Raw genomic sequence first — 25,254 nt, 5'->3', positions numbered from 1 at the left:
CCCCCTGAGTTCAACCGGTCTAGTTGCGACAAGTTGTATGGCATGCGGTGCATATTTGATCAGCTCAACAGTTCCGGACCCGGCCAACCGAAGATAGATTTTCGACATACTGGCTGCTTCGCCGCGTGCTGCATTTCAGGAACCTCGAGTGCTCGCACTGGTATCCTGATGCATTCCATGGCAGGACAGATTCAAGTTCGAACATGGGAGATACGGCATGAGTACATTTGGCAAGGGTTGCCACCTGCACCTGATTGACGGCTCAGCCTTTATCTTTCGCGCCTATCACGCCCTTCCACCATTGACCCGCAAGTCGGATGGTTTGCCGATTGGGGCCGTTTCCGGCTTCTGCAATATGTTGCAACGCTATATCGACGGCAATCATGGCGCCGACGCACCGACCCATTTGGCGGTTATCTTTGACAAGGGCAGCCATACGTTTCGCAACGATATGTATGACCTATACAAAGCCAACCGCGAGGCGATGCCCGAGGACCTGCGCCCACAGATGCCGCTGACCCGCGAGGCAACCCGCGCCTTCAACATCGCCTGCCAAGAGATAGAGGGGTATGAAGCTGACGACATCATCGCCACCCTGGCCGTCCAGGCGCGAGAGGCCGGTGGGCGCTGCACCATCATCAGCTCGGACAAGGACCTGATGCAACTGGTGGGCGACGGGGTCGAAATGCATGATGCGATGAAGAACAAACGCATCGACCGGGACGGCGTGTTTGAGAAGTTCGGTGTGTTTCCGGAACGGGTTGTGGACGTGCAGGCCCTGGCTGGCGACAGCGTCGACAACGTGCCGGGCGCGCCAGGCATTGGGGTCAAAACCGCCGCCCTGCTGATCAACGAATACGGCGATCTGGAAACGCTGCTGGATCGCGCCGAAGAGATCAAGCAACCAAAGCGCCGCCAGACCCTCATCGAAAAGCGCGATCAGATCGAACTGTCGAAGCGACTGGTGCAGCTGGACGAAAAAACGCCTCTGGAATTCACGCTGGATGATCTTGAAGTGCGCGACCCCGACCCGGAAACCCTGTTGGGGTTCCTTGCCGAGATGGAGTTTCGCACCTTGACCAAGCGGATCGCCGATCAGCTAGGTGCCGAAGCCCCGGTCATTGCCGAAAAAGTTGCACCTGAAGTTGAGAATGCAGTGGCCGAGGACGTGCCTTTTGATGCCTCCAAATACGAGTGCATCCGCGATGCCGCCGCCTTGCAGCCTTGGATCGATTTGATCCGCGATAGGGGTTGGGTTGCGGTTGACACGGAAACCACGGGCCTCAACGAGATGATCGCCGATCTGGTGGGCATTTCGCTGTGTGTCGAGGCCGGATCAGCCTGCTACATCCCGCTGACCCACAGGGCAGCCGCAGCAGATGATCTGTTTGGCTCGGACGAGCTGTCCGAAGGACAAATGCCACTGAACACGGCCATCGACCTGCTGAAACCGGTGCTTGAGGATCCCTCGATCCTGAAGATCGGACAGAACATGAAGTACGACGCCAAGATCTTTGAACGCTACGGCGTGCGCGTTGCCCCGATCGACGACACGATGCTGATGTCTTATGCGATGCATGGCGGCGAGCATGGGCACGGGATGGATACCCTGTCCGAACGCTACCTCAGCCACACGCCGATCCCGATCAAACCGCTGTTGGGCTCGGGCAAATCTGCGATCACCTTCGACAAGGTGCCGATTGACGAGGCCACAGCATATGCCGCCGAGGACGCAGACATTACTCTGCGCCTGTGGCAGCTGTTCAAGCCGCAACTGCACCGCGCGCAGGTGACGACGGTTTACGAAACGCTTGAGCGTCCGCTGGTGCCGGTGCTGTCTGAAATGGAAATGCACGGCATCAAGGTCGACCGTGAGGTTCTAAGCCGCATGTCCAACGCCTTTGCCCAGAAGATGGCAGGGCTTGAGGCCGAAATTCACGAGCTGGCGGGTGAGACGTTCAACGTGGGTTCGCCTGCGCAATTGGGCGAGATTCTGTTCGACAAGATGGGGCTGGAAGGCGGCAAGAAGGGCAAGACTGGTAAATATTCGACCGGGGCGGATGTTCTTGAGGATCTGGCGACCGAACATGAGCTACCACGTCGGGTGCTGGACTGGCGCCAGCTTAGCAAGTTGAAATCGACCTACACAGATGCTCTGCAGACGCATATCAACCCCGACACCGGCCGCGTTCACACATCATATTCGATCACCGGGGCCAGCACCGGACGTTTGGCCTCGACCGATCCGAACCTGCAGAATATTCCCGTGCGCACGGAAGAAGGGCGACGCATTCGCGAAGCTTTCATAGCCGAACCGGGCAACGTTCTTGTCTCGCTTGACTACAGCCAGATCGAGCTGCGCATTCTGGCGCATATCGCCGAAATCGACGCGCTGAAACAGGCCTTTGCCGACGGCCTGGATATTCACGCGCTGACCGCGTCTGAAATGTTTGACGTGCCGCTGGATGAGATGACACCGGATATCCGGCGACAGGCCAAGGCGATCAACTTTGGTGTAATCTATGGCATCTCTGGCTTTGGTCTGGCGCGTAATTTGCGCATTCCACGAGCCGAAGCGCAGGGGTTCATCGACCGATATTTTGAACGTTTCCCGGGTATCCGGCGTTACATGGACGATACGGTCGAGTTTGCCAAAGAGCATGGCTATGTGCAGACGTTGTTTGGCCGGAAAATCCACACGTCCGAGATTGCCGCCAAGGGACCGCGTGCAGGCTTTGCCAAACGCGCCGCGATCAACGCGCCGATCCAAGGAACCGCAGCGGATGTGATCCGCCGCGCGATGGTGCAGATGCCTGATGCCATCGCTGATCTGCCCGCCAAGATGCTGTTGCAGGTGCATGACGAATTGCTGTTCGAAGTGGCCGAGGATGCCGTGGATCAAACCATCGAAGTCGCGCGCAACATAATGGAAGGCGCAGCCGACCCTGCGGTGAAGCTGGACGTGAAACTGACTGTGGATGCCGGTCAGGGCGCGAACTGGGCCGAAGCGCACTGAGGTCCCTCAGAGGACGCTGCGCATCAGGCCCGACGAGCCCTCTTTGCAGCGTGTCAGCCCTTAGGGCTGACCAGGCGCTCGACGAACCGGCGCACCACCGGCGCAACAATCAGGATGACCGCAAAGGCAATGGGCCAACTGAAGGCCCACGCGCCCATCCAATTTCCGAATGTGTGCTCGCCCAGACCAACCGCCTTGATCGTCGCCACGCAAGTAACGATGCAAGACATGATCCCGGACACCAGAAATCCGAACAGGATGGGAGCAAATCGGGCGGGCAGCATCTGGCCTCTCCTCAGTCGGTAGGTCTCCAGCCCAGGGTATCCAGGGTTTGGGGCTTTGACGGTTTGTATTCGGCACTAACCCAACCTGTGTACCCGGCTTCGTCGAATGCCTGAAACAGAACTGGAAAATCCATAGTGCCTCGCCCCGGTTCGGACCGGTCCGGTGCAGCGCCAATCTGGACATGAACCGAAAGCGAGTGAAAGCGCTCCCAAACTTTGAGCGCATCACCGTGGATCACCTCTGCGTGATAGGTGTCATACTGCAAGCCGACGTTTGGGCGATCCACCTGATCCAGTACCTCGGCCGCCAGGTCATAATCGTTGAGAAAATAGCCGGGCTGATCACCGGGATTAAGCGGTTCGATGGTGAACTGCTGGCTTGGCTCATGATCCGCGGCCCATTGCAGATTTCGCACAAAGGTGTCCTGTGCCTGAACGCCCTGCTCGTATCCCGCCATGATGTGCAAGATACCCGGTCGCAGCTGCTGGACGTAACGCATGACCCGAGTGATATCCCGTTGAAAGCGCTCCTCGCCCCCGGCACAGCCGCAAAACCCGGTTGTCCGCCCGTATAGTTTGGCGGCGGTGCATTGATCAGCACCAGTTCCAGCCCATTGGCAACCAAAGCCCGGCGCGTGTCGCGCGCCGCAATCTCGTAAGGGAACAGGATCTCCACCGCCTCGAAACCCGCCTCTGCTGCGGCTTGAAAGCGATCAAGGTAAGGCAGCTCGGCGAAGAGCAGAGAGATGTTGGCGGCAAACTTGGGCATCGGACCCTCCGTAAATTTCATGCACAGGCATAAACCTTCGATCCATATCCCGCCAAGCCTCTGAAAACGACACGTTGTCGAAAACCGGCCAGATGGCGGGGCGGATTCCGGCGACACCGGAAGAGCAGCGCCGAATCAGGCGTTTGATCCACATTCGAACAGGACACATCGGGATGGCCTATAGCCCAGATCCCGCACGGATACCTGCGCCCGCCGCCGGTTCCGCGCGGCACAATATCGCTTCGGGAAATATGCTGGGCATGGCGGCCATGATGACATGGGCAGCTGGCTTTCCTGCGGCCGAGGTGTTGTTGCAGAGCTGGCCGTCTCTGACGATCATTACCGCGCGTCTGATCATGGCATTGTCTGTGCTCTTTCCCCTGTGGTTGTTTGTCGAGGGGCCCAGCAAGATCCTGAACGCGAACTGGCGTCGCGCCTTGACGATCGGCGGGTTTGGCTTTGGTCTGGGCACCTATCTGCTGCTAGTCGCGCAGGCTTTCACCGATCCGGTGACCGTTGCACTGGTGGCCTCGTGCGCGCCACTGATCGGAGCCGTTCTTGAGGTGCGCGCAGGCACCCGCCGTCTGAACAAGCAGTTCGCTTTTGGAGTGGTTGCCTCGATCATCGGCGGTATTATCGCAACCAGTGGTCTGGCGCCCGTTCAGCTGGGGCTTGGGGCGCTGTGTGCGATTGTTGCGACGACGCTGTTCACCTGGGCCAGCATGAAAACCGTGCAAGCCCTTCCTGATTTGGGACCGGTGGGGCGTTCAACGATCACGTTTTCCGGGGCTTTGCTCATGGTTTCGACACTGCTGGCAGGCTCTGCTGTTCTTGGCTTCGAAGTGACCCCTAGCGTGGCCATAGACATGGAACAGATCGGTATGTTGGCGATTTACGCCATCGTTGCCATGTCGGTCAGCCAAATCATGTTCATTGGAGCGGTCGACAAACTGGGCGTGGCCGTTGCCACGTTCCATATCAACACCGCACCCTTCTATGTGATGGTGATCATGGTGATACTTGGATCGGCGTGGAACTGGACCCAAGCGATTGGCGCGGCCATCGTGGGTTTGGGCGTTGTCGCATCGCAGCTGCAGCCGAGGCGCTAACCTTCGACCTGCTCGGACGGCATCAAGCCAAAGAATGTACCCGAAGACCAGACCCCGAACCAACCTTCGTGGTGAACGCCCAGTTCCACCATCCGGTAAAAGCTTTTTCGATCAATTCGCGCCTCAAGCCCGGCGCGCACCATGACATAGGGCGTGGGTTCATCTCCCTCGGCCAGGCGGATCGGATTATCCACACCGGCGACAACCTGATCCCCGACATGGGTTTTGAACATCAGCACTTGCGCGTCATCTTCCCATTCGCTGTCGACGTCGATGGCGACAAAGGGCGCGTCTTCGACGGTGATTCCCACCTTCTCAACCGGGGTGGCCAGATAATACTTGTCGCCCTCACGCTTCAGGATAGACGAAAAAAGCTGCACCATCTTGGGGCGGTTGATGGGTCGCCCTTCGTGGATCCAAGTACCGTCGCGCAGGATCTGCATGTCCAGATCGCCACAAAAGGGCGGGTTCCACAGGTGAACCGGCGGTAATCCGCTGTCTTTGGTCGATTTTACCGCCTGTGCGATGTCATCTGCCGAAGGCGTCACAACTTTTTGTCCGCTCATTGTTTTTGCCATTTCCTGTCAGCGCGATACACTTACACTCATATAGGTTCATCGAGAGGAAAACCATGTCTGAGCCCGCCGATCTGGTCGCCGAGATTGAACGTCTGGAAACCAAGCTGAAAGAGGCCAAGACCTCGATCACCCGCCGGTTCATCGGGCAGGAGCGGGTCGTCGACCTGACACTTACCGCGCTGCTATGCGGCGGGCATGCTCTGCTGATCGGCCTGCCGGGGTTGGGTAAGACTCGACTGGTGGAAACCCTGTCGACGGTCATGGGGCTGGATGGCAATCGCATTCAATTCACACCCGACCTGATGCCCGCGGACATTCTGGGGTCCGAGGTTTTGGACACGGCCGAAGATGGTTCGCGCCATTTTCGCTTTGTGTCGGGGCCAGTGTTCTGTCAGCTGCTGATGGCGGATGAGATCAACCGCGCCAGTCCACGGACGCAATCGGCGCTGCTGCAGGCGATGCAGGAAAAGACCGTGACCGTCGCGGGCGAGGATCGCAGCCTTGGCGCGCCGTTCCATGTTCTGGCGACACAAAATCCCATCGAGCAAGAAGGCACCTATCCCCTGCCCGAAGCGCAGCTTGACCGCTTTTTGGTGCAGGTCGACGTGAATTACCCCGACCGCGCAACCGAGCGGGATATTCTGCTGGCCACCACCGGCATCGAAGAGGACGACTCCAATCAGGTCTTTACCCACCAGGAACTGCTAAACGCGCAGACCCTGCTACGCCGGATGCCCGTGGGCGAATCAGTGGTCGAGATGATCCTTGATCTGGTCCGCGCCTTCCGCCCCGAAGAACCCGGCGTGTCCGACCGTGTAGCCGAAACCGTGGCCTGGGGTCCGGGGCCGCGTGCTGCTCAAGCGCTGATGATGACCGTGCGGGCACGGGCCCTTTTGCAAGGGCGTCTTGCGCCAAATGCTGAGGATGTCATCGATATGGCCCGCCCTGTGCTCAGCCACCGAATGGCGCTGAACTTTGCCGCCCGTGCGCGCGGTGACAGCCTGGCTGACCTGATCGAAACCACAGCGGCCAGCCTGGGCTCGGCCGAGGCGGCGGCGTGACCCCGGCGCTCACCCTACGTGAAAGATCCGAGACCGAAGCGTCCCGGCTGCCCCCGTTGCTGGCCTATGCCGAGCAACTGGCAGGCACCGTTTTGCTGGGCGATCACGGGCGTCGGCGCGCAGGGTTGGGCGATGATTTCTGGCAATACCGTCCGGCACAGCACGGGGACAGTCGGCGGTTGATCGACCATCGCCGCTCAGCCCGCGGCGATCAGCAGTTTGTACGCGAACGGGAATGGCAGATCGCACAGTCGGTGATGCTCTGGGTCGATCAGGGCGCGTCGATGCGGTTTGCCTCCGACAAGAGCGTGCCTCAGAAACAGGAGCGCGCCCGACTGTTGGCGCTGGCGATTGCAATTCTACTGGTGCGCGGCGGGGAACGTGTTGGCTTGACCGGCACCCGCCTGCCGCCCCGACGTGGCAATGCGCAGATCATTCGCTTGGCCGAAGCCTGGACGAAGGATACGGAAGCGGATTACGAACCCCCCGAACACCGCGCGATGGTTCCTTACGCCCGCGCCGTCTTTGTTTCCGATTTCCTGGGCGATCTGGCCGAAGTGGAAACAGCCCTGACCAAAGCCGCCGATCGCGGCGTGCGCGGTGTGCTGCTGCAAGTGCTCGACCCAAGCGAGGAACTGTTTCCCTATCAAGGTCGCACAATATTCGAGAGCGTCGGCGGCACCGTCCGTCACGAAACGCTCAAGGCCGGAGAGCTGCGGGGGCGTTATCTGGAGCGCCTTGCCGAGCGTAAGGCCAAGCTGCAAGAACTGTGTCATGTAACTGGCTGGCAACTGGGACTGCACCACACCAATGACAGCGCGCAATTGGCCCTTTTGTGGCTCTACCGTGCGTTGGGCGGGGGGCGTAGATGACCGTTCTGGCTGGCATCGGGTTTAGTACGCCCTGGCTGTTGCTGGGGCTTTTGGCCTTGCCGATCCTGTGGCTCTTGCTGCGTGCCGTACCCCCCGCACCGATCCGGCGGATGTTTCCGGCTGTCACACTGCTATTGGGCATCAAGGACGATGAAACCGTTTCCGACCGCACGCCATGGTGGTTGCTGCTCTTGCGCATGCTGGCCGTTGCTGCAGTGATCATCGGGCTGGCTGGCCCTGTGCTCAACCCCTCGCGGGATGAAGCCGGGTCTGGCCCTTTGATGGTGGTGATGGATGCAACATGGGCCGGAGCATCACACTGGAGCGACCAATCCGATCTTTTGGCGGTGCAACTGGCTGAAGCAGGCCGTGCCGGGCGGCAGGTTGCGATCCTACGCTTGAGCGATCCCGAACCGGTGGTGTTCCAGTCAGCAGCCGTCTGGAGCAGCCGCTTGCCCGGCTTGCAACCTGAACCCTGGCAGCCCTCGGATCCTCAACTCAGCCGATTTGTCGAAATCACCAACGCAATTGAGGGCGATTTCGATACGCTTTGGCTCAGCGACGGACTGGACTATGCGGGCCGTGTTGCGGCTCTTGACCTTTTACAAACTCGGGGCGCGGTGACCGTTTATCAATCGGCAAAGCCTGCGCTGGCCCTGCGTCCTGCCAAGTTCGAAGACGGTGTCGTGCGCTTGGTCGTAACCCGTACCCAAGCTGCCAACGCGCGCGAGGTTTCTATTCTGGCACAGGGGCGCGATCCAGCCGGAACCATGCGCGTTCTCGCCAAGGCCGATGCACAATTCGCATCGGGTGATATCGAGACCACCGCAGATCTGTCACTACCGTCCGAATTGCGCGCGCGGATCACCCGATTTGAGGTCGAAGGCCAACGCTCTGCCGGTGCCGTGACCCTGGCCGACGACAGTTTGCGTCGCCGCGAAGTGGCAATCTTTGCTGGCCGCCAGAACCGCGAAGGACTGGCCCTGCTGTCCCCTCACCACTACCTGACTCAAGTCGTCGCACCAACGGCGGAGTTCATCGACGGCACATTGGCCGAGGTGCTGCCGGCAAACCCGGACGTCGTCATCCTGTCGGATATTGCCACGCTGTCAGATCTGGAAGAGGCGGAACTGACAGCCTGGGTAGAAAAGGGCGGGCTCCTGCTTCGCTTTGCTGGCCCACGATTGGCGGCAAGCGATCTGGCCCGCGCCGAGGAAAACGCCCTGATGCCCGTGCGACTACGTGGCGGCGGCCGATCTGTCGGTGGCGCGATGAGCTGGGGCGAGGCCAAAACGCTGGCTCCGTTCGAAGAAACCTCGCCCTTCTTCGGGTTGCGGGTGCCTGCCGAAGTGACCGTGACAACGCAGGTGATGGCACAGCCCGACCCAACGCTGGCAGACCGGGTGATCGCCTCGCTCAACGACGGCACGCCCTTGGTCACGCGCAAGTCGCTGGGGTTAGGGCAAGTGGTTCTGTTCCATGTAACTGCCAATGCGGAATGGTCGAACCTGCCGCTGTCGGGTCTGTTTGTTGAAATGCTGGATCGCTTGGCGGTGTCGAGTGCCGCCAAAATTCGTGAAGCTGTGAACCTGGAAGGCACCACGTGGACACCGTCGCGCATCATGGACGGGTTCGGCGCATTGTCAGACGCCGAGCAACCTGCCCGGCATCCCAGGTGAGCAACTGGCCAGCAGTGCCATCGGCCCGGATTTGCGCCCGGGTATCTACACCAACGAAAAGCGCAGTCTGGCGATGAACGTGATCACCGAAGACACGCAACTCAGTGTCGCCACCTGGCCTGCCTCGGTCCCCGTGCGTGGCCTAGCGGTTGAGCCCGAGCGGGATTTGTCCGGCATCCTGCTCAGCCTTGCGCTAATGATGTTGGTTATTGATGTGATCGCGTCTCTAATGCTGTCAGGGAGATTGGGATTTGGGCGCGCAGTTGCTCCGATTGTAGCGCTGCTGATGCTGCCAACTGATCTGCCCGCGCAAACGGCCGAGGAAATCGATTTTGCACTCGCCTCGACCAACGAGTTGGTTCTGGCCCATGTATTGACCGGCGACGCGGGCCTGGACCGGGTCGCAAACAGCCGACCTGAGGGGGCTGTCGGACACGTTGTTTTTCCGCACCTCGATCGAACCCGCAAACCCCGTCGGTATTGATCTGGAACGCGATGAGCTGGCATTTTTTCCGTTGCTCTACTGGCCGATCACCCCCGATCAACCGCTGCCCTCGGATGAGGCATATGCCAAATTGAATTCGTACCTGCGGTCGGGCGGCATGATCCTGTTTGACACGCGCGACGCCGACATAGCCAAATTTGGCACTGCGAGCCCGAACGGACGCAAACTACAACAACTCGCCAACCTGCTGGACATCCCCCCTAGAACCAGTCCCACGGGACCACGTCCTGACTCGTACGTTCTACCTGCTGCAAGATTTTCCGGGGCGCCATCAGAACGCTCAGGTCTGGGTCGAATCCGCGCCGCCGGATGCCGAGCAGATCGAAGGCATGCCATTTCGCAACCTAAACGATGGCGTCACTCCGGTCGTGATCGGCGGTAATGATTGGGCAGGCGCCTGGGCAACCGATCAGGACGGGCGTCCACTGCTTCCAGTCGGTCGCGGATACGCTGGCGAGCGGCAACGAGAATTGGCCTATCGCTTTGGAGTAAACTTGGTGATGCATGTGCTAACTGGGAACTACAAATCGGATCAGGTTCATGTTCCCGCGCTACTCGACAGGTTGGGCCAATGACCGGAACGATCCTTTTTGATCCGATGATCCCTTGGCCGATCTTGATTGGCGTGGCTGTTTTCTCACTGGTGGGCGTGTTGCTGGCACTGTGGCGAAACCTCTCGGGGTGGGCGCTTCGCGGAGTTGCCGCCTTGGTGCTGTTGGCCGCTTTGGCCGGTCCGGTCTATCAGATCGAGGACCGGGCCCCGCTAACCGACATTGTGATCATGCTGGAAGATGAAAGCGCCAGCCAATCCTTGTCGGACCGTGGCACGCAAACGACCAACGCGGCCGAAACTTTGGCCGAGGTCATCAACCGGCGCGACAACACAGAATTGCGGCGCATTACTGTACCAGATGGCGAAGGCGATACTGGTACTCTGTTAATGCAAGCCCTAACCGAGGTATTGGCCGAAGAGCCCCGCGCTCGGGTAGCAGCCATCCTGGCGCTCAGCGACGGGCGTGTTCACGACATTGACCGGGCGCCTGACCTACCTGCCCCGTTGCATCTGTTGTTGACCGGTCGGGCGAAAGATTGGGATCGTCGATTGATCGTGCGCAATGCACCTGCTTTTGCCATCATCGATGAGCCTGTCATTTTGACAGTTCGCATCGAAGACACCGGAGCTGTGCCGGAACTGGTCCCGTTTGTTTCACTCCAAATTTCGGTGGACGGTGCTCCGGCGCAAAGCTTCGACGTTCCTGTTGGGCAAGATTTTGAGCTGCCCGTTACTTTGCCCCACGGTGGCCGCAACGTGATTCAGTTTTCGGTGCCGACAGCCGATGGAGAGCTGACCGACCGCAACAACAGCGCGTTGATCCAAATGAACGGAGTTCGTGATCGCCTGCGGGTACTGCTGGTATCTGGTGAACCGCATCCCGGTGGGCGTACTTGGCGCAACCTGTTAAAATCTGACAGCTCGGTCGATCTGGTTCATTTCACCATTCTGCGCCCACCTGAGAAACAAGATGGAGTTCCGGTTGATGAATTGTCATTGATTGCCTTTCCAACACGCGAACTGTTTTTGGAAAAGATCTCAGATTTTGATCTGATCATTTTCGACCGATACCAACGCCGTGGAATCCTGCCAGCGATCTATCTGGACAACGTCACCAACTATGTCGCGGACGGTGGCGCAGTGCTTGTCGCCGCTCGGCCCGGATTTTGCCACGGCCGATAGCATCTATCGATCCCCTCTTGCACCGATTTTGCCAGCCGAGCCTACGGCACGCGTGATCGAGGATCGCTATTTACCTGAAGTTACTGATATTGGCCAACGTCACCCTGTGACCACGGATTTGGAGAATGCGGAAAACTGGGGACCCTGGCTCCGTCAGATCGATGTTGAACCTCAGTCAGGTCATGTCGTCATGACTGGCATAGATGACCGCCCTCTTCTGGTTCTCGATCGTGTGGGCGAAGGCCGTGTTGCCCTCTTGGCGTCTGATCATGCTTGGCTTTGGAGCCGTGGATACGAAGGTGGCGGACCGCAACTTGAACTGCTGCGCCGACTTGCCCACTGGATGATGAAAGAGCCGGAGTTAGAGGAAGAAGCCCTTTTTGCCGAAGCACAGGGCCAAACCATGCGCATCATCCGCAGAACTCTGTCCGACGAAGTTGGCCCCGTCACTGTGACCCGGCCAGATGGTGAAACACTGCAACTGGGTTTGACCGAAGTGTCGCCTGGCCGGTACGAAACCACGTATCACGGCCCTGAAATCGGTCTTTATCGACTAGCCGAAGGTCCTCGCGAAGCCGTTGTTGGACTCGGCCCCGCAGCTCCACGAGAGTTTGAACAGACAATTGCAAGTGCCGAGTTGATCGACCCGCTCCTGAAACCTTTGCGTGGCGGTGTGTTCCGGCTTGAAGACGGCATTCCGTCGGTTCGTACGGTCCGCGAAGGTCGCCCTGCGGCCGGGCGGGGATGGTTGGGTATCACGCCCCGAAATGCCTATGAAACGCGTGATGTGACTCAGAGCAATTTGTTACCTGGATGGCTGGTTTTGCTTTTGGCATCCGGCTTTCTAGTCGGCGGATGGCTCCGTGAAGGTCGACGGTGAGCCAGTTTCTTCTCACGAGCTGAACCCACGCTTGATGCGACCAAAGAGCATTTCAAAGTCATTTCAATGTGGCGCATCAAACAATACCGCCCCATTTGTTGAACGTTTCCAATTTGGAAGAAGCTACTCCGAAAAAACAATTTTCAACGTGTTTGACACTACGAACCGGATTTTGTGAGATGGGCTCTCGTTCACATCTCGAGAAAGTTGCAATGGAAGACTTCATCATACGCCCCCTCAGAGCAAGCGACTACAATGAATGGAGTCAGCTATGGACAGCATATTTGCAGTTCTATGAAACTTCTGTGCCGGATGACGTGTACCAAGTGTCCTTTCAAAGACTTTTGTCGGATGACGTTGGAGAACACCAATGCCTTATCGCCGAAAGTAAAGGCGAACCAGTTGGATTGGCTCATTTTCTCTATCATCGGTACATGTGGACGATTGAAGATACATGCTACCTGATGGACTTGTTTGCCGCCCCCAAAGTAAGGGGGACAGGCGTAGGGAGAGCCTTGATTGAAGCGGTGCACAAGAAGGCTAAGCAAGACGGCGTACCCAGTACCTATTGGGCAACACAAGAGTTCAACTACAAAGGGCGCATGCTCTACGACAAAGTAGCCTCGAAAACACCGTTCATTATTTATGAGAAAGATGATTGAGGACGCGGACTGAGCAACCATGGTCCCGTCACGTCGTCAAGCCCAAGGTCACCGCGTCAATTTGTGATTCAAAAGTCAATTCCCGCAGATGTTCAACTCGCGCTCGCTACTTGAACGTATCGCGTACAGACGGATCGCCCGGTAATCCTGAATAGGTCGCAACGGCCCCACCTTTGCCTTTCTCAGGTGGAAACAAGGGGCCAAACGAACCCACCGAGATCATGTCGCCAGGAGCAAACTCGATCCCTTTGGACATCAGCCAAAGCGCTGAGTTTGCAGGATGACCTAATACAGCCTTTCCCGGAACCTTGGCCAATACCTCTCCATCCGCCGCTTGCAGACTGACCTGCATATTAGCAAGCATGTCTGTCATTTTCACACTATCCTCGACCGGTATGGCCGTTCCCAAAACGCCCAATTTCGGAGCCACGCCAATCGCTGTCAGGGTCACACCGGTGATCGGTTCACCTTTGGCCAGTGTCAGATCAGGTAGTTCGATGAAGGGGCGAATTTCGGATACATGCGCCAGCAACTCGGCCGGTGTCGTAGCGGAATTGATGGCGTGGTCTCCGACAACCAAAATCAAGTCGGCCTCAAACACTGGCCGAGCTCCCCAATTTGCCAACACCTCGGCCCCGTCTTCCAGCATCATGTTCTGGTAGAGAACTCCTTGCACCGGCTCGCTAACCTTGAACCGTTCTTGCGCGGGTTTGCTGGTCAATCCAGCTTTGTATCCGATCAAAGGGCCCATGTACGGTTCCAGCGCTTTGGCAAGCTTGGTTTGCGTACACAACGCATCGTCCATGGTTCCATTCTTAGACAAAGCAACCGTTGGTGTATTTGTGGTATAGTCCTGAACAAAATTAGCAATTTCATCGTCGCTGGCACATTCAGCCCACGCAACGCCGCCGCTCAAGATCAGTATCAGGGGGGCAACAAATTTCATTTTCACTGAACTCCTTTTACTCACTCAATCCGAACTTCTGCTCGGTCGGATTGTCCTGCACTGTCAATCACCACCAGATTGGAATACCCGCGCCCCGGATTGCTGATTTCAAATTCTCTCAGGTGCATGTTCCTTGCGACGGGCACGCCATTCGCCAAAACGACAAAGGGAGCCAGACCTCCGCGCAGCTTTATGACGACCGAAGCCCCGTGGGTTTCAAGACTGGCGCCGTTCGGGGGAAAAACCAATTGTGGCGCGTGCTGCTTTTCCATGGTCCCGCCGCGCGTTTCGAACCGTTGCAAAGGGCGCGGCAACTCCGCTGCACCCACAATTAGTGCGGACGGCGGAGGAGGTGGCAGGGGTTCAAACTCGGGTTTCAACCGACCAAACGCCTGAAACAATACAGGTGCCGCAAGTTCACCTCCAAAGACCCCGGGAACTGGGGTTCCGTCAGCACGGCCCATCCAGACACCAATCACATGTCGGCCATCATAACCAACAGCCCAAGCGTCCCGGTGCCCATATGATGTGCCTGTCTTGTAAGCCAAAGTTTTACTCCGGGCTCCGGGTGGAGGCGCAACACCCGATAAAACATCACTGACTTGCCAAGCAGACACACTCGACAGTATCCGGCCCGCTTCTGCCACCGGCATCAACAAGTCCTCTCGCAGGAGTGTCCCCTGCCCTTTGCGCGCAAGTCCGACGTACAGCTGAACCAGATCCTGCAGGCTGAGCCCGACACCACCCAAGGAAACCGCCAAGCCCGGCTTGCCATTCGGTAATTGAGGTTCAATACCTGCAGTTCGCAACGCCGCCATCAACCGAGTCGGACCCAAGGCATTCGTCAGTTTGACCACCGGAATATTCAAAGACATCTGCAAGGCTTCGCGAACCCGAACATCCCCCCTGAATTGCCCGTCAAAGTTTCGGGGAGCATATCGACCAAATTGAATTGGCCCATCGTGGATAAGTGTTTCCGGATGAGCCAATCCCTGATCAAATGCCAACCCATATACAAGTGGCTTCAAGGTTGAGCCCGGGGATCGGATTGCCTGTGTCATATCGACGAATCCCTGCCGATCTGCCCGATACGAATGCGAACCAACCGATGCCAGAATATCTCCCGTCTGGGTATCCGCCAGGATCAGAGCGGCAGACATTTTTCGTCCTGCAACGCGTGCCGCCTGGTGTATCAACTGCTCAAGACTGGCTTGAACCTCTGCATCAACAGTCAGGTTGTGCCGCAATCGTTCGGGGTGCCGTGCACGCAGGCGGTCAGCGAGATGGGCTGCCAACCTCGGAAACTCCCGTTGGCTGCCCGGCAATTTTTCCTGCCGGGCAGCCTGCGCCTCAGCCAGAGGCAATACGCCCTGATCATGCATTCGTTCCAAAACACGATCGCGTGCCTTGCGCGCAGCAACCGGATGGCGGTCTGGACGGCGCGCCTCGGGGGATTGTGGCAATGCAATCAACAGGGCTGCTTGCGCCGCGGTCAACCGGGTGGGATCTTTTCCAAACCAAGCGCGCGAGGCGGCTCGCACACCTTCGAGATTGCCCCCGTAAGGTGCGTTTGTCAGGTAAAGGTCAAGGATTTGCCCCTTGCTCAACCGGCGCTCAAGCGCCAAGGCAACCCGCATCTGCCGCAGCTTGCCAGACCATCGACCGGTTGGGCCATCCTCAAGCAAACGTGCCACCTGCATCGTCAGAGTAGATCCGCCAGAAACCGGTTTTCCGTTCCAAATTGCTTGCCCAACAGCTCGAAGCAAAGCCAGCGGGTCAATACCATTGTGTGACGCGAAGCGCTTATCCTCATACCTTTGGAGCATGGCAAGAAACGTCTCATCCACAGTTCCGGGAGATAGTCTCCATATGCCGTTCTCAACCTGAAAAGCGCGTAGCAGTTGGCCGTTCCGATCAAGGACCTCAACCGAAGTTTCGGACAGAACCACGGGCACTTCGGTTCGGTCTATCCATTGGTCCAGACCATCCCGCGCCATGGCAACCACGAACAGACCAACAGCAAGTGCAAAACAAAGGTACGCGGCCCTAGGCATCATCCACCCATCCGTGCCACCCGTCGGGGTAGGCCGTCACAAATCCGCATATGTCCACTTTCAATTCTGCCGAATGGTTGGTCGACGTATAGTGAACCTGCCCATCCGAAGTCCGCTCATAGCTTTGCTCAAGACGCTCGATTTTGTCTAACCCGGGCTTCAACCAACCGGCGGTTGTCGTGATCTGATCCCCCGGCATTCGGCCCAAACGCCGGATCGGCATAAGATTGGTTGCAGGTGTGAAACTAAGATCCAAGTCCTTGCAATTTTGGGTGTCGACCTGCGGAACATCATTCAACAACCATCCATCGTCACTGCGAAACAAGCGCAGCGAAACTGGCGAACCATCAACTTCACCTGCAATATCAGCAGACAAGCTTTGCAATTCAGGGCCACATCGCACGTCATAGCTCAGCCGTGAGCCAACCCCGTTTACGCGCCAGACAGCGTAGCCCATCAAGATCCACCCATGTTCGACGCGCGACAAGGTACAGCGGTCGGTTCCCTCACCCTCGGACCGCTGCCAATGTGCTGTTGCAAGCACCTTCGTCATTGTCTGACCTCGACCCGTCCGGTTTCAGTCTGAGCCCGATATCGAGGACGGTACATGTCTTCAACCGAAGCCGCTGGGTGATGAAACCCCCTGGCGTGACAGCGCGTGCCACATAGGCCACGGTAACCCTATCACCGCCATGCATGTCGATGGCCGCCAGAAACCTATCCGAACGAAACTCGGTATGCGTAGCCTCGGATAGGGATAGCCAATCAAGCGCCCGAACGTCGCCCGACCGAAGAAGGCTGGGATTGTCGATCTCGATTCCCGCGGGCAGTGGGTCATTGATCATCAGGCGCGCTCCCGAGGCCTCGAACGGATCAACTGTCAAAACCGTGACAATTCGTTCACCCACTGTGAAATCGCGGCGATCCAGCAATGTCCCTTCCATAGAATAATACTGGCGCGTGATCCCGTATCCTGTCCCTCCGGCAGCAACAGGAATTTCGGGAACACCCAAGGTTGTCAGAGTGATGTCAGTTGCTTGCCCGTCTGCCGCCGTAATGTTGTAGACATCTCCAGACGCTCCGCGAAGAACCTTTACAAAGGGACCTGACACCTGTGTTCCATTGACCTTCAGGCCTGATTGCTCTGGCGACTTGACCAACGCCTGTGCCGCCAACAAGGTCCATGCTGCCTCTTGCGTAGACAAATGTCCGTTTGTCTGGCTGACCTGTTGAATCAGCTCGACATTTCCGGACGTGACACTTCCTGCCTCAGCAGCCAGTGCAAGCACGCCTGCGGCGTCCCTTTGAGATGTCCCGTAGTCAGACCGCCACACGACCGAGTCCACAAAGCCGTGCTCCTCAAACATGATGGCCGATCGGGCAAACAAGGCATCCGCTCGGGTTTGATCGCCGTACATCGCCAATGCTGCGCCCAATTGGGCAACCGCAAGCGGGGTGGCCAAAGCCTCGGCCTTTTCGTCGGCATAATAACGCAGGTCACCCATCGCGGCCGCACCCTCGCGCGCCAGAACCATCAGCGCATAAGCCACGTCTTCGCCACCGAAGTCGAAATCAGGAGCATAGTTGATGCGATTGCGCAGATTATCCATCGCCTGATCAAAGGCACGTTGGGGAACAACATACCCTTCGGCACGGGCCCTGCTCAGAAAGTCGGAAACATATGCGTCCAGCCAAAAGTCTCCGCTTTCAGCCCGCCAAAGGCCAAAGGCGCCGTTCGATGCCTGCCGTGTCAGCACGCGCGAGATTGCAGCGTCGATCTGAGCTGAAACCTTGGCGCCACTTCCAAGCTTGGCGGCTTGCGCCACAGACGACAAATACAGCAGAGGCATTGTTTGTGAAGTGATCTGCTCGGTACAGCCATATGGGTAACGGCCCAATGTACTGAGCAGTCCGGGGGCATCAAACTTGGCCAAAGGCCCGGCTGATAAGATCGCCTCGGCCGTATCAGCACGCAATCCCGCAAACACATCATCTGAAAACAGAAAACTGTCACCCGCCCCCAGAGAAAAGCGTCTGGTTTGCGCCACCACCGGGTCATTTGCCCGAACAGGCAATGTCAGAGTTTGTCGCAGCGACTGCCCGTCTGGTGTCGTCAGTACCAGCTGTACCAGGTGATCTCCGACAGTTTCGGCAACAACGGGGATCGAAAAAGACTTCTTTTGGCCTGTTTCCAGCGTGAACGATGCGGGTACGTCACCCAATTGAGCACCTTGCGAAGCGGTGACCTGGATTTGCATTGTACCGGTTGCACCGTCGGCATGCACTGCCTCCAACAACATCCGGCTTCTGTCACCCGGAGCTAGAAAACGCGGCAAGCTGGCGGTCAAGACAACCGGGTCTCGAACCAGCATTTCATGCTCGGCCTGTCCCACTGCGGACTGCGACCACGCCACGGCCATTAGGCGCACCGTGCCATTGAAGGACGGAAGTTGTACCTCAACCGACGCCGTGCCGTTCGGGCCAATTTTTACCGGACCGCTGAACACCGCCATCAAGTCTTGCGTCGGCGGAGGGGATTGCATGCGCAGGCCGGTGTCAGTGTCACCACCAGATCGCACCTGCCCCATGGCCCCGTTCATTCCATCGATCAACCGACCATAGACATCTCGCAGTTCAACACCCAATCGTCGCTGGCCAAAGTAGTGATCCTGCGGATTGGGGCTTTTGAAACCGGTCAGATTTAAAATTCCAACATCAATGGCCGCCAATGTGAAAAAGACATCTTCACCCTCAGTTGCACCCTCGACCGTAACACTGACTGCTTGATTTTGCCGAGGTCTTACAACGTCGGGAGTGTCAATAGAGACTGCCAATTTGCGCCCTTCAGGCTCGACCTGCGCATGAGCCAGCCCCAGTGCACGGGCCGGATTCTGGCCCGAACTCTCGTCCATCGGTCGGATTACTGTGGCGGTGACATAGGCGCCACTGCCCCAATCCTCGGTCACACTCAATGGAATTTGCGTATCACCTTCGGATACTTCGACCATTTCCCGGTGTATCACACTGTTGGACATTACAGTGATCAGCGCAGTGCCACTCATGCGTGGAACGATCCTCAAGCGAGCGGTGTCACCCACACGGTAGCTGTCCTTATCCAGTGACAGCTCCAATTTATCCGGCGTGACCGAGGAATCGCCTCCCTGATACCAACCCGCAAAAAATTCAACGCGGCCGCCGTATACGTCCCGTCAAGTCGTTCGACGACCAGTTCATATTCACCCCAATCTACTGGCTGGGATACCGTCAAAGGGTCAGGGCCCAGATCAGCCTCGCCGACCGCAATCCGGGTACGTCGGGTTGTTGGTTCCCAGTTCCAGTTTCCGTAAAGCTGGTACCATTGATACCGTGTCTCGACCCTGTTCAGGGTCCAGCGCACGCGCATCGATTGAGGCGTCAAGTCGGGTGTCAGACCAATAACTTGAAACTCGGCTTCCGTTCCTTCGGCCACCACATCTTCAAAAAGCGGTTTAATCCCGATTAGCTCCGTGGGCGGATTGACCTGCGCGCTGAGGCGTCTTTCAACCGGCCGCCCTGAGCCGTCAGCTATCCGTGTAATGACCGTAGCTTCGAGTGGTCGACCCGCCGCTTCAATTGCGGGGATATCAACAATCAGTTGAACTTTGCCCTGCGCATCCGTGCGCTCACCACCGAAATAGCTGCTTTGCGCCGTGACAGAACTGTCGTGACGACCGAAACGGTATCCAGGAAAGGCTCCCAATTCTCGCGTCGTGCGGATCACCATCTGACCGTCAGTAGTCAGATCCGAACCAGGCGCGCCGAACAGATATCGGGCGTTGATGGACACGGGCACACTATCACCCGGGCGCAAAGGAGTATCTGGAAGGGTTTGTTCAAAATCGATGCGTTCGGGAAGAAAGTCCTCGATCAACAAGATCTGACTGGCCAGACTTAGGCCTTTAGGGTCGCTTTTGATATCCAGCTTCCAGGTGCCGCGCGGAACGTTTGTATCAACCGGCAAATCAAAAACGTAACCACCAGCGGCACCCCCATTTGACACCCGACGCAGGTATTCCACGCCATCAGGGCGGGTCAAAATGGCAATCATCGGCAAGCCATCGATTGCTTTTGCCACACCGTCGCGCGCCAGCACCGTTGCATTGATCACCTCACCCGCTCGGTATGCTCCGCGATCAGTAGTCAGAAAAACGTCGACAGGCCCCGGAGCCGGTCGACCCTCCACCCCACGATCCGTCAGGTCAAAGGCCGGGTCTGTCAGCGAAAGAAACCCTATGTCCCGTTCGCCCTGACGCGCGAATACCATCGCCGGAGCCGCGGCCCCGGACCCACGCGTTAGCCCACCTTCGAACAGAACAGTGCCATCTGTACCGGTTTCAGCTTCGGCGAGCACAGCGTTGGCTTTTGAGATCAACGCGACCTTTATGCCAGCCCGTGGCTTGGCGTCGCCCAACCCCAAAACGGAAACACGCAGCCCGTCTGTTCCGGACACCGTCTGCAAACCCAGATCGGACAGAACAAACCACTGGGTCGCATCCGGATCATCATAGGGATCAGCACCTGGTACGCGTGCAGACAGGGCATAGATGCCAGCGGGTTGTCCTGCGATCGCCTCGGAAAGCGGCAAGCGCGTGGTCATGTCCTGATTGAGTTCGCTGACAACCTCGGCCGTACCGGACCAGACCTCTTGCGCGATTTCTGAAGCAAACTGTTGATCTTGCCATTGGTTGAGCGGGCGACCGAAAAATCCGTCCTGAACTGCGCGCAAAAGATTCCGGTCGCTGACCCGCCGCAGTCGCAGATCGATTTGTGTCAGGTTAACAGTTTCGATTGGCAGCGCGGCTTCTGCCGTTTTGGGTAGAACGTAAGATCTGCCTGGAAATCGAACCGAAGGAGACCGATCACGCACATAGTGTGTAAGTGTTACATCGCGATGAAGGGTTTCGCCCGACGCAGATGGTAGTCCCTTTCGCAGTGTTAGGCGGTACCGTTCGCCGTGCTCGACCCCATCAACGCAAATCTGATTATCGTCTGCCTGAACAGAAAGTGTTTGGTTTGGCAATCGGACATACGGTTCATAGTCTACATTGGCCTTCTCTAGTTTCTCGGAAAACTCAATACAGATCCGAGGCGCAGAAAGGTCGCTTTCAACTGTGGTGTCAGTCACGCGGAAACCGTATTTTCCAATTGCCCGTTCCAGCGCTGCCAGAACATCGTCACGCGGTTGAATCCCGAACGCTACGCGCAAAATGGAAACTGAATCGCGGCCTCGTCCAGAACGCTCAAGCGCCTGTGCAAGAACCTCCAATGCAGTGACCTGAGCGCCTGCATTGTCTGACCTCAAATACCCATTGAGTGCTGCTGAAATCGCCTGCGCTTGTATGTCTGAGCGGCGCTGCGCTTTTGGTTCTATTTGTAACAACCTGAGCGCATATTCCACCCAAAGATCAGACCGGTCTGTCAACGAAACGGCTGCCCCCGTCCAACCCAGAGCCCTATTTGGGTCAGCGGTCGAAGCACGCATCGCGCCCAGAACTGCGTCGATATCCATGCCGCCTGCAGGGTGTTTCAGGCCAAGGTCACGCGCCAGGTTGGCAGCCTGCTCAAAATCCTGTGCGTGAAGGCTTGGCACCTTGTGCATTCGGTCTGATCCGCGCTGCAAAACTTCGGCCTGTGTAAGCACTTTTTGCGCGGATACTGCCCCGTCATACGGCGTTTGATCCTTTACTCCGCTTTTGGGGAAGCACGCATTTGACCGCGTATTAAACGTGAAAGCAGCGCATTGTTGAGTGATGGAACAGGCGCGGACACAAGACTGCAAGTCCGTGTCAAACAGGGCATCCAAATCCTCGCCGAAAAAGTCCATGCCCTGCGTAACAACATACCGAAACTCAGGCACTGCGTTTTGAGCTGCCGCTCCGATCGTGAATGAGACCATTGAAATAATGTTGACGAAAATAAAGGTCAAAAAGCGTGTCATCATGCCCTCCGCGTTTGGATCAGGGTCGCATGGCTGGCGCGGTATTGGCAACGATTCCCGCTGACAGAGTGGCTTAAACACTTCTTCACCGACTCGTTGGATGCTGCTGCCAAGAACCGTTGGGGATCCGTGGGAATGAGCCTAGTCAACAAATTGGCCGAAGAACGACGCGCTCGTCTAGCAGCTGAACGACTGCTTGAATTGAAACAGGCTGAATTGAGCGCCGCAAATCGCAAACTAGGCTAAGCATGCATTGGCCCTGACCCGTCAAATCGGTGAAAAGCAGGCCGAAGTCGCGACCGTTCGTGACGAGAACGAAAAGGTTAAGTCGGACCTGACGGTTGCAAACGCTAAGATCGAAATAGCGGAACGTCGGTTGTGGCATTCCATTCAAACCATTCAGGACGGGTTTGCGTTCTTCGACGCCGACAGCAATCTAATCGGCGCCAACACTGCCTACCTGAACGTTTTTGACGGGCTGGAAGAAGTTGCACCCGGCATTTCCTACATGCGGATTTTGCAGCTTTTCACCGACGAAGGCTTGGTCAACACCGAGGCCGTGTCTCAGGCCGAGTGGCGTCACATGATGACCGAGCGTTGGCTTGCCCCGAACCCCGAACCGGTTGTGATACGGTTGTGGAACGACCAATACATCAAGCTGATCGACCAACGCGGTCACGGTGGCGACGTCGTGAGCTTGGCTCTGAACATTACCTCAACCGTTCACTATGAAACCGAATTGCGCGCGGCCCGCGCCCGTGCCGAAGCCGCCAACAGAGCAAAATCCGCCTTTCTCGCCAATATGAGTCACGAAATCCGTACACCCATGAATGGTGTGGTGGGCATGGCAGAATTGTTGACAGATACCAGCCTGGATGAAGAGCAACGGCTTTATGCAAACACCATCAAGAATTCGGGCGAAGCATTGCTCGTCATTATCAACGATGTGCTAGACTATTCTAAGATCGAGGCTGACAAGCTGATCCTGCATCCCGAACCATTTGATCTTGAACGTTGTATTCATGAGATCGCGATGCTCCTGCAACCCACCGTTCGAGATAAGGGTCTGACCCTGCTGGTTGATTACGATCTGTTCCTACCAACCTTGTTCATTGGAGATCCGGGCCGCATCCGACAGGTGCTGACAAATCTGGTTGGCAATGCAATCAAGTTCACATCCCAAGGTCATGTCCTGATCCGCGTTACCGGGGTGCCCGACCCGATATCCCAAAGCTGCGCCATTCACGTTGCAATCGAAGACACCGGCATTGGAATTCCAGCCAGTAAAATCGAGCATATCTTTGGTGAATTCAATCAAGTCGAAGACGAGCGCAACCGAAAGTTCGAAGGCACCGGACTTGGCCTCGCAATTTCGCGCCGCCTGGTGGAATTGATGCAAGGATCGGTGTGGGTGGAAAGTGAAGAGGGCACAGGCTCGTGCTTTGGGTTTCGAATTGCGCTGAACATGGCCGAGGGGCCGCAGCCGTCACCTCCCAATTTCCTTGGAGAGATACGGCACGTAGTGATTGTTGATGATCTTTCGGTCAATCGGGCAATTCTTCAGAAACAACTTGCCCAGCTAGGGGTAAAAGTTACCTCGTGTGCCTCTGGACATGAAGCATTGGAGCGCATGGATCAGACCGTCGATTTGGTGCTGAGCGATCACAACATGCCTGAAATGGATGGTCTGGAATTGGTCGAAGCTTTGCGCAACCAGCATTGGACGGACGTGCCATTTGTTTTGTTGTCATCAAACCCAAGCGTCGCCCAAGCAGATCCAGCCAGCAAACTGTCTCAAGGAATTCTACAAAAACCCATTCCCCGCGCGGAACTGTTTACGCGATTGGCGAAACTGGGTGCAAAAACATCTCAACCTGCTCCCACTCGCGGTAGTGCGGAAATTGATCCCCAAAAAGCCAAGATGGCACCTACACCTACTGAACCAGGCAAACGCCGAATGCGTGTTCTGGCGGCAGAGGACAACCGCACAAACCAACTGGTGTTCCGGAAAATGGTAAAAGACCTCGAGATTGATTTGAAATTCGCTGGTAACGGTCTGGAGGCAGTGAAAGCCCATTCAGAATTTGAGCCGGACTTGATTTTTATGGACATCTCGATGCCCAAAATGGATGGAAAAGAAGCAACACAGGCGATCCGCAAACAGGAACAGGAGACCGGGCATCACGTTCCAATTGTCGCATTAACTGCGCACGCGATGAACGGCGATTCAGAAGGGATCTGGCAGCAGGTTTGGATCACTACATGACCAAACCACTGCGTAAAATCTTGATTCACGAACGCATCAAGGAGTTCTGTCCCCCACAGGCCCTTCCAGTGGATCCCAGTGAGAACGATTAGGCCTCATAAGGACGCACAAAAACCGGTTTCTCCGGCTGAGACAGATCTGCGCGATAGGCGTACCCGCCTGTGTCAAATTCCAGAAGAGCCGCTGGATCAGTTAATCTGTTTTGAATCACAAATCGTGCCATCGCGCCGCGAGCTTTCTTGGCAAAGAAGCTGACGATTTTCGGAGAGCCTGCCTTGTCTTCCATGAATACGGGCGTCACCACACGCAACTTCAACGCTTTTGGGGCTACGGCGCCGAAATACTCCTGACTGGCGCAGTTCACTAAAGTGTCCGCATCCATCTTTTCCGCCTGTTCGTTCAGCGCTTTGCTGAGGCTATCGCGCCAGTAATCATACAGCGACTTGCCACGTCGGGTTTTCAGCCTGCTTCCCATCTCAAGGCGATACGCCTGAATTCGATCAAGTGGCCGTAACACACCATAGAGGCCAGACAGAATACGCAAATGGTCTTGCGCCCACGCCAATTCATCTGCGTCCAACGAACCGGCTTCAAGGCCCTGGTAAGTATCTCCGGCAAAGGCCAGTGCGGCCGGGCGCGTTAGGTCGACACCGGGTTCATTGGCGAACGACTTGAATCGGTCGCGATTCAATCGGGCCAGGTCAGGACTGATGTCCATCAGTTTTTGCAGATCGCCCAAGGTCAGATTGCGCGCCGTCTTGGCCAATCGGATCGCATCTTCCTGAAATGCGGGTTCCGTCGCCATGACATCGCGTTCTGCCCAGTCCAGCCTCTTGGCCGGAGAAATCACAACCAGCATTT

General features: G+C 57.0%; 11 protein-coding genes and 5 pseudogenes. 8 read left to right on the top strand and 8 right to left on the bottom strand.

The window, feature by feature from the left end; genetic code table 11:
• Positions 1–217 precede the first annotated feature (217 nt).
• Complete coding sequence (gene polA, locus ACZ1HE_RS01415; protein WP_472619245.1) at positions 218–3,016, top strand: DNA polymerase I; 2,799 nt, start codon at positions 218–220, stop codon at positions 3,014–3,016.
• Positions 3,017–3,069: 53 nt separating this feature from the next.
• Here the strand turns inward: polA and ACZ1HE_RS01410 are convergent, their stop codons facing one another.
• Together ACZ1HE_RS01410 and ACZ1HE_RS01405 are read right to left on the bottom strand one after the other, a co-directional pair.
• Entirely contained in the window at positions 3,070–3,300 is a 231-nt protein-coding gene (locus ACZ1HE_RS01410; RefSeq protein WP_472619244.1) for a DUF2798 domain-containing protein, read from the bottom strand.
• An 11-nt stretch (positions 3,301–3,311) separates the two neighbouring features.
• Positions 3,312–4,069, bottom strand: a pseudogene (locus tag ACZ1HE_RS01405) (hydroxypyruvate isomerase family protein).
• Between the two features lie 173 nt (positions 4,070–4,242).
• Here ACZ1HE_RS01405 and ACZ1HE_RS01400 point away from each other — a divergent pair.
• Entirely contained in the window at positions 4,243–5,178 is a 936-nt protein-coding gene (locus ACZ1HE_RS01400; protein ID WP_472619243.1) for a DMT family transporter, read from the top strand.
• Here the strand turns inward: ACZ1HE_RS01400 and ACZ1HE_RS01395 are convergent.
• Positions 5,175–5,744: a DUF1285 domain-containing protein gene (locus ACZ1HE_RS01395; RefSeq protein ID WP_472619242.1), complete on the bottom strand. Its 570-nt coding sequence runs from the start codon at positions 5,742–5,744 to the stop codon at positions 5,175–5,177. The two genes, ACZ1HE_RS01400 and ACZ1HE_RS01395, sit on opposite strands and share 4 nt — an antisense overlap.
• Positions 5,745–5,809: 65 nt before the next feature.
• On the opposite strand from ACZ1HE_RS01395, the gene ACZ1HE_RS01390 reads away from it, so the two are divergent.
• From ACZ1HE_RS01390 to ACZ1HE_RS01370, 5 genes and pseudogenes are all read left to right on the top strand, one after another.
• A complete protein-coding gene (locus ACZ1HE_RS01390) occupies positions 5,810–6,817 on the top strand; it encodes an AAA family ATPase (RefSeq protein WP_472619241.1) in 1,008 nt (335 codons plus the stop codon).
• The gene (locus ACZ1HE_RS01385; RefSeq protein WP_472619240.1) at positions 6,814–7,689 is read left to right on the top strand and encodes a DUF58 domain-containing protein; all 876 of its coding nucleotides are present in this window, start codon (positions 6,814–6,816) and stop codon (positions 7,687–7,689) included. The genes ACZ1HE_RS01390 and ACZ1HE_RS01385 overlap by 4 nt, the downstream gene beginning before the upstream one ends.
• Positions 7,686–10,448 (top strand): annotated as a pseudogene (locus tag ACZ1HE_RS01380) (DUF4159 domain-containing protein). Before ACZ1HE_RS01385 ends, ACZ1HE_RS01380 begins: the two are co-directional and overlap by 4 nt.
• Positions 10,445–12,488: pseudogene (locus ACZ1HE_RS01375) on the top strand (hypothetical protein). Before ACZ1HE_RS01380 ends, ACZ1HE_RS01375 begins: the two co-directional pseudogenes overlap by 4 nt.
• 68 nt (positions 12,489–12,556) lie before the next feature.
• Complete coding sequence (locus ACZ1HE_RS01370) at positions 12,557–13,150, top strand: GNAT family N-acetyltransferase (RefSeq protein WP_472619239.1); 594 nt, start codon at positions 12,557–12,559, stop codon at positions 13,148–13,150.
• A 106-nt stretch (positions 13,151–13,256) separates the two neighbouring features.
• On the opposite strand, the gene ACZ1HE_RS01365 is transcribed toward ACZ1HE_RS01370, so the two are convergent.
• From ACZ1HE_RS01365 to ACZ1HE_RS01350, 4 genes and pseudogenes are all read right to left on the bottom strand, one after another.
• Positions 13,257–14,096 (bottom strand): 2-keto-4-pentenoate hydratase, encoded by an 840-nt coding sequence (locus ACZ1HE_RS01365; RefSeq protein WP_472619238.1) that lies wholly within the window; start codon positions 14,094–14,096, stop codon positions 13,257–13,259.
• A gap of 20 nt (positions 14,097–14,116) precedes the next feature.
• Positions 14,117–16,150, bottom strand: a complete 2,034-nt coding sequence (gene pbpC / locus ACZ1HE_RS01360; protein WP_472624303.1) for a penicillin-binding protein 1C — start codon at positions 16,148–16,150, stop codon at positions 14,117–14,119.
• Positions 16,143–16,703 (bottom strand): putative glycolipid-binding domain-containing protein, encoded by a 561-nt coding sequence (locus tag ACZ1HE_RS01355; protein WP_472619237.1) that lies wholly within the window; start codon positions 16,701–16,703, stop codon positions 16,143–16,145. Before ACZ1HE_RS01355 ends, pbpC begins: the two co-directional genes overlap by 8 nt.
• Positions 16,700–22,127, bottom strand: a pseudogene (locus tag ACZ1HE_RS01350) (alpha-2-macroglobulin family protein). The gene ACZ1HE_RS01355 and the pseudogene ACZ1HE_RS01350 overlap by 4 nt, the downstream one beginning before the upstream one ends.
• A 135-nt stretch (positions 22,128–22,262) precedes the next feature.
• Here ACZ1HE_RS01350 and ACZ1HE_RS01345 point away from each other — a divergent pair.
• A pseudogene (locus ACZ1HE_RS01345) lies at positions 22,263–24,485 on the top strand (response regulator).
• On the opposite strand, the gene yaaA reads toward ACZ1HE_RS01345, so the two are convergent.
• Complete coding sequence (gene yaaA, locus ACZ1HE_RS01340) at positions 24,482–25,252, bottom strand: peroxide stress protein YaaA (protein WP_472619236.1); 771 nt, start codon at positions 25,250–25,252, stop codon at positions 24,482–24,484. The pseudogene ACZ1HE_RS01345 and the gene yaaA overlap by 4 nt on opposite strands.
• Positions 25,253–25,254: the final 2 nt, after the last annotated feature.

The sequence above is a fragment of the Falsiruegeria sp. JB4-1 genome, from assembly GCF_055693495.1.
This window is presented reverse-complemented; position numbering and strand designations above follow the sequence as displayed.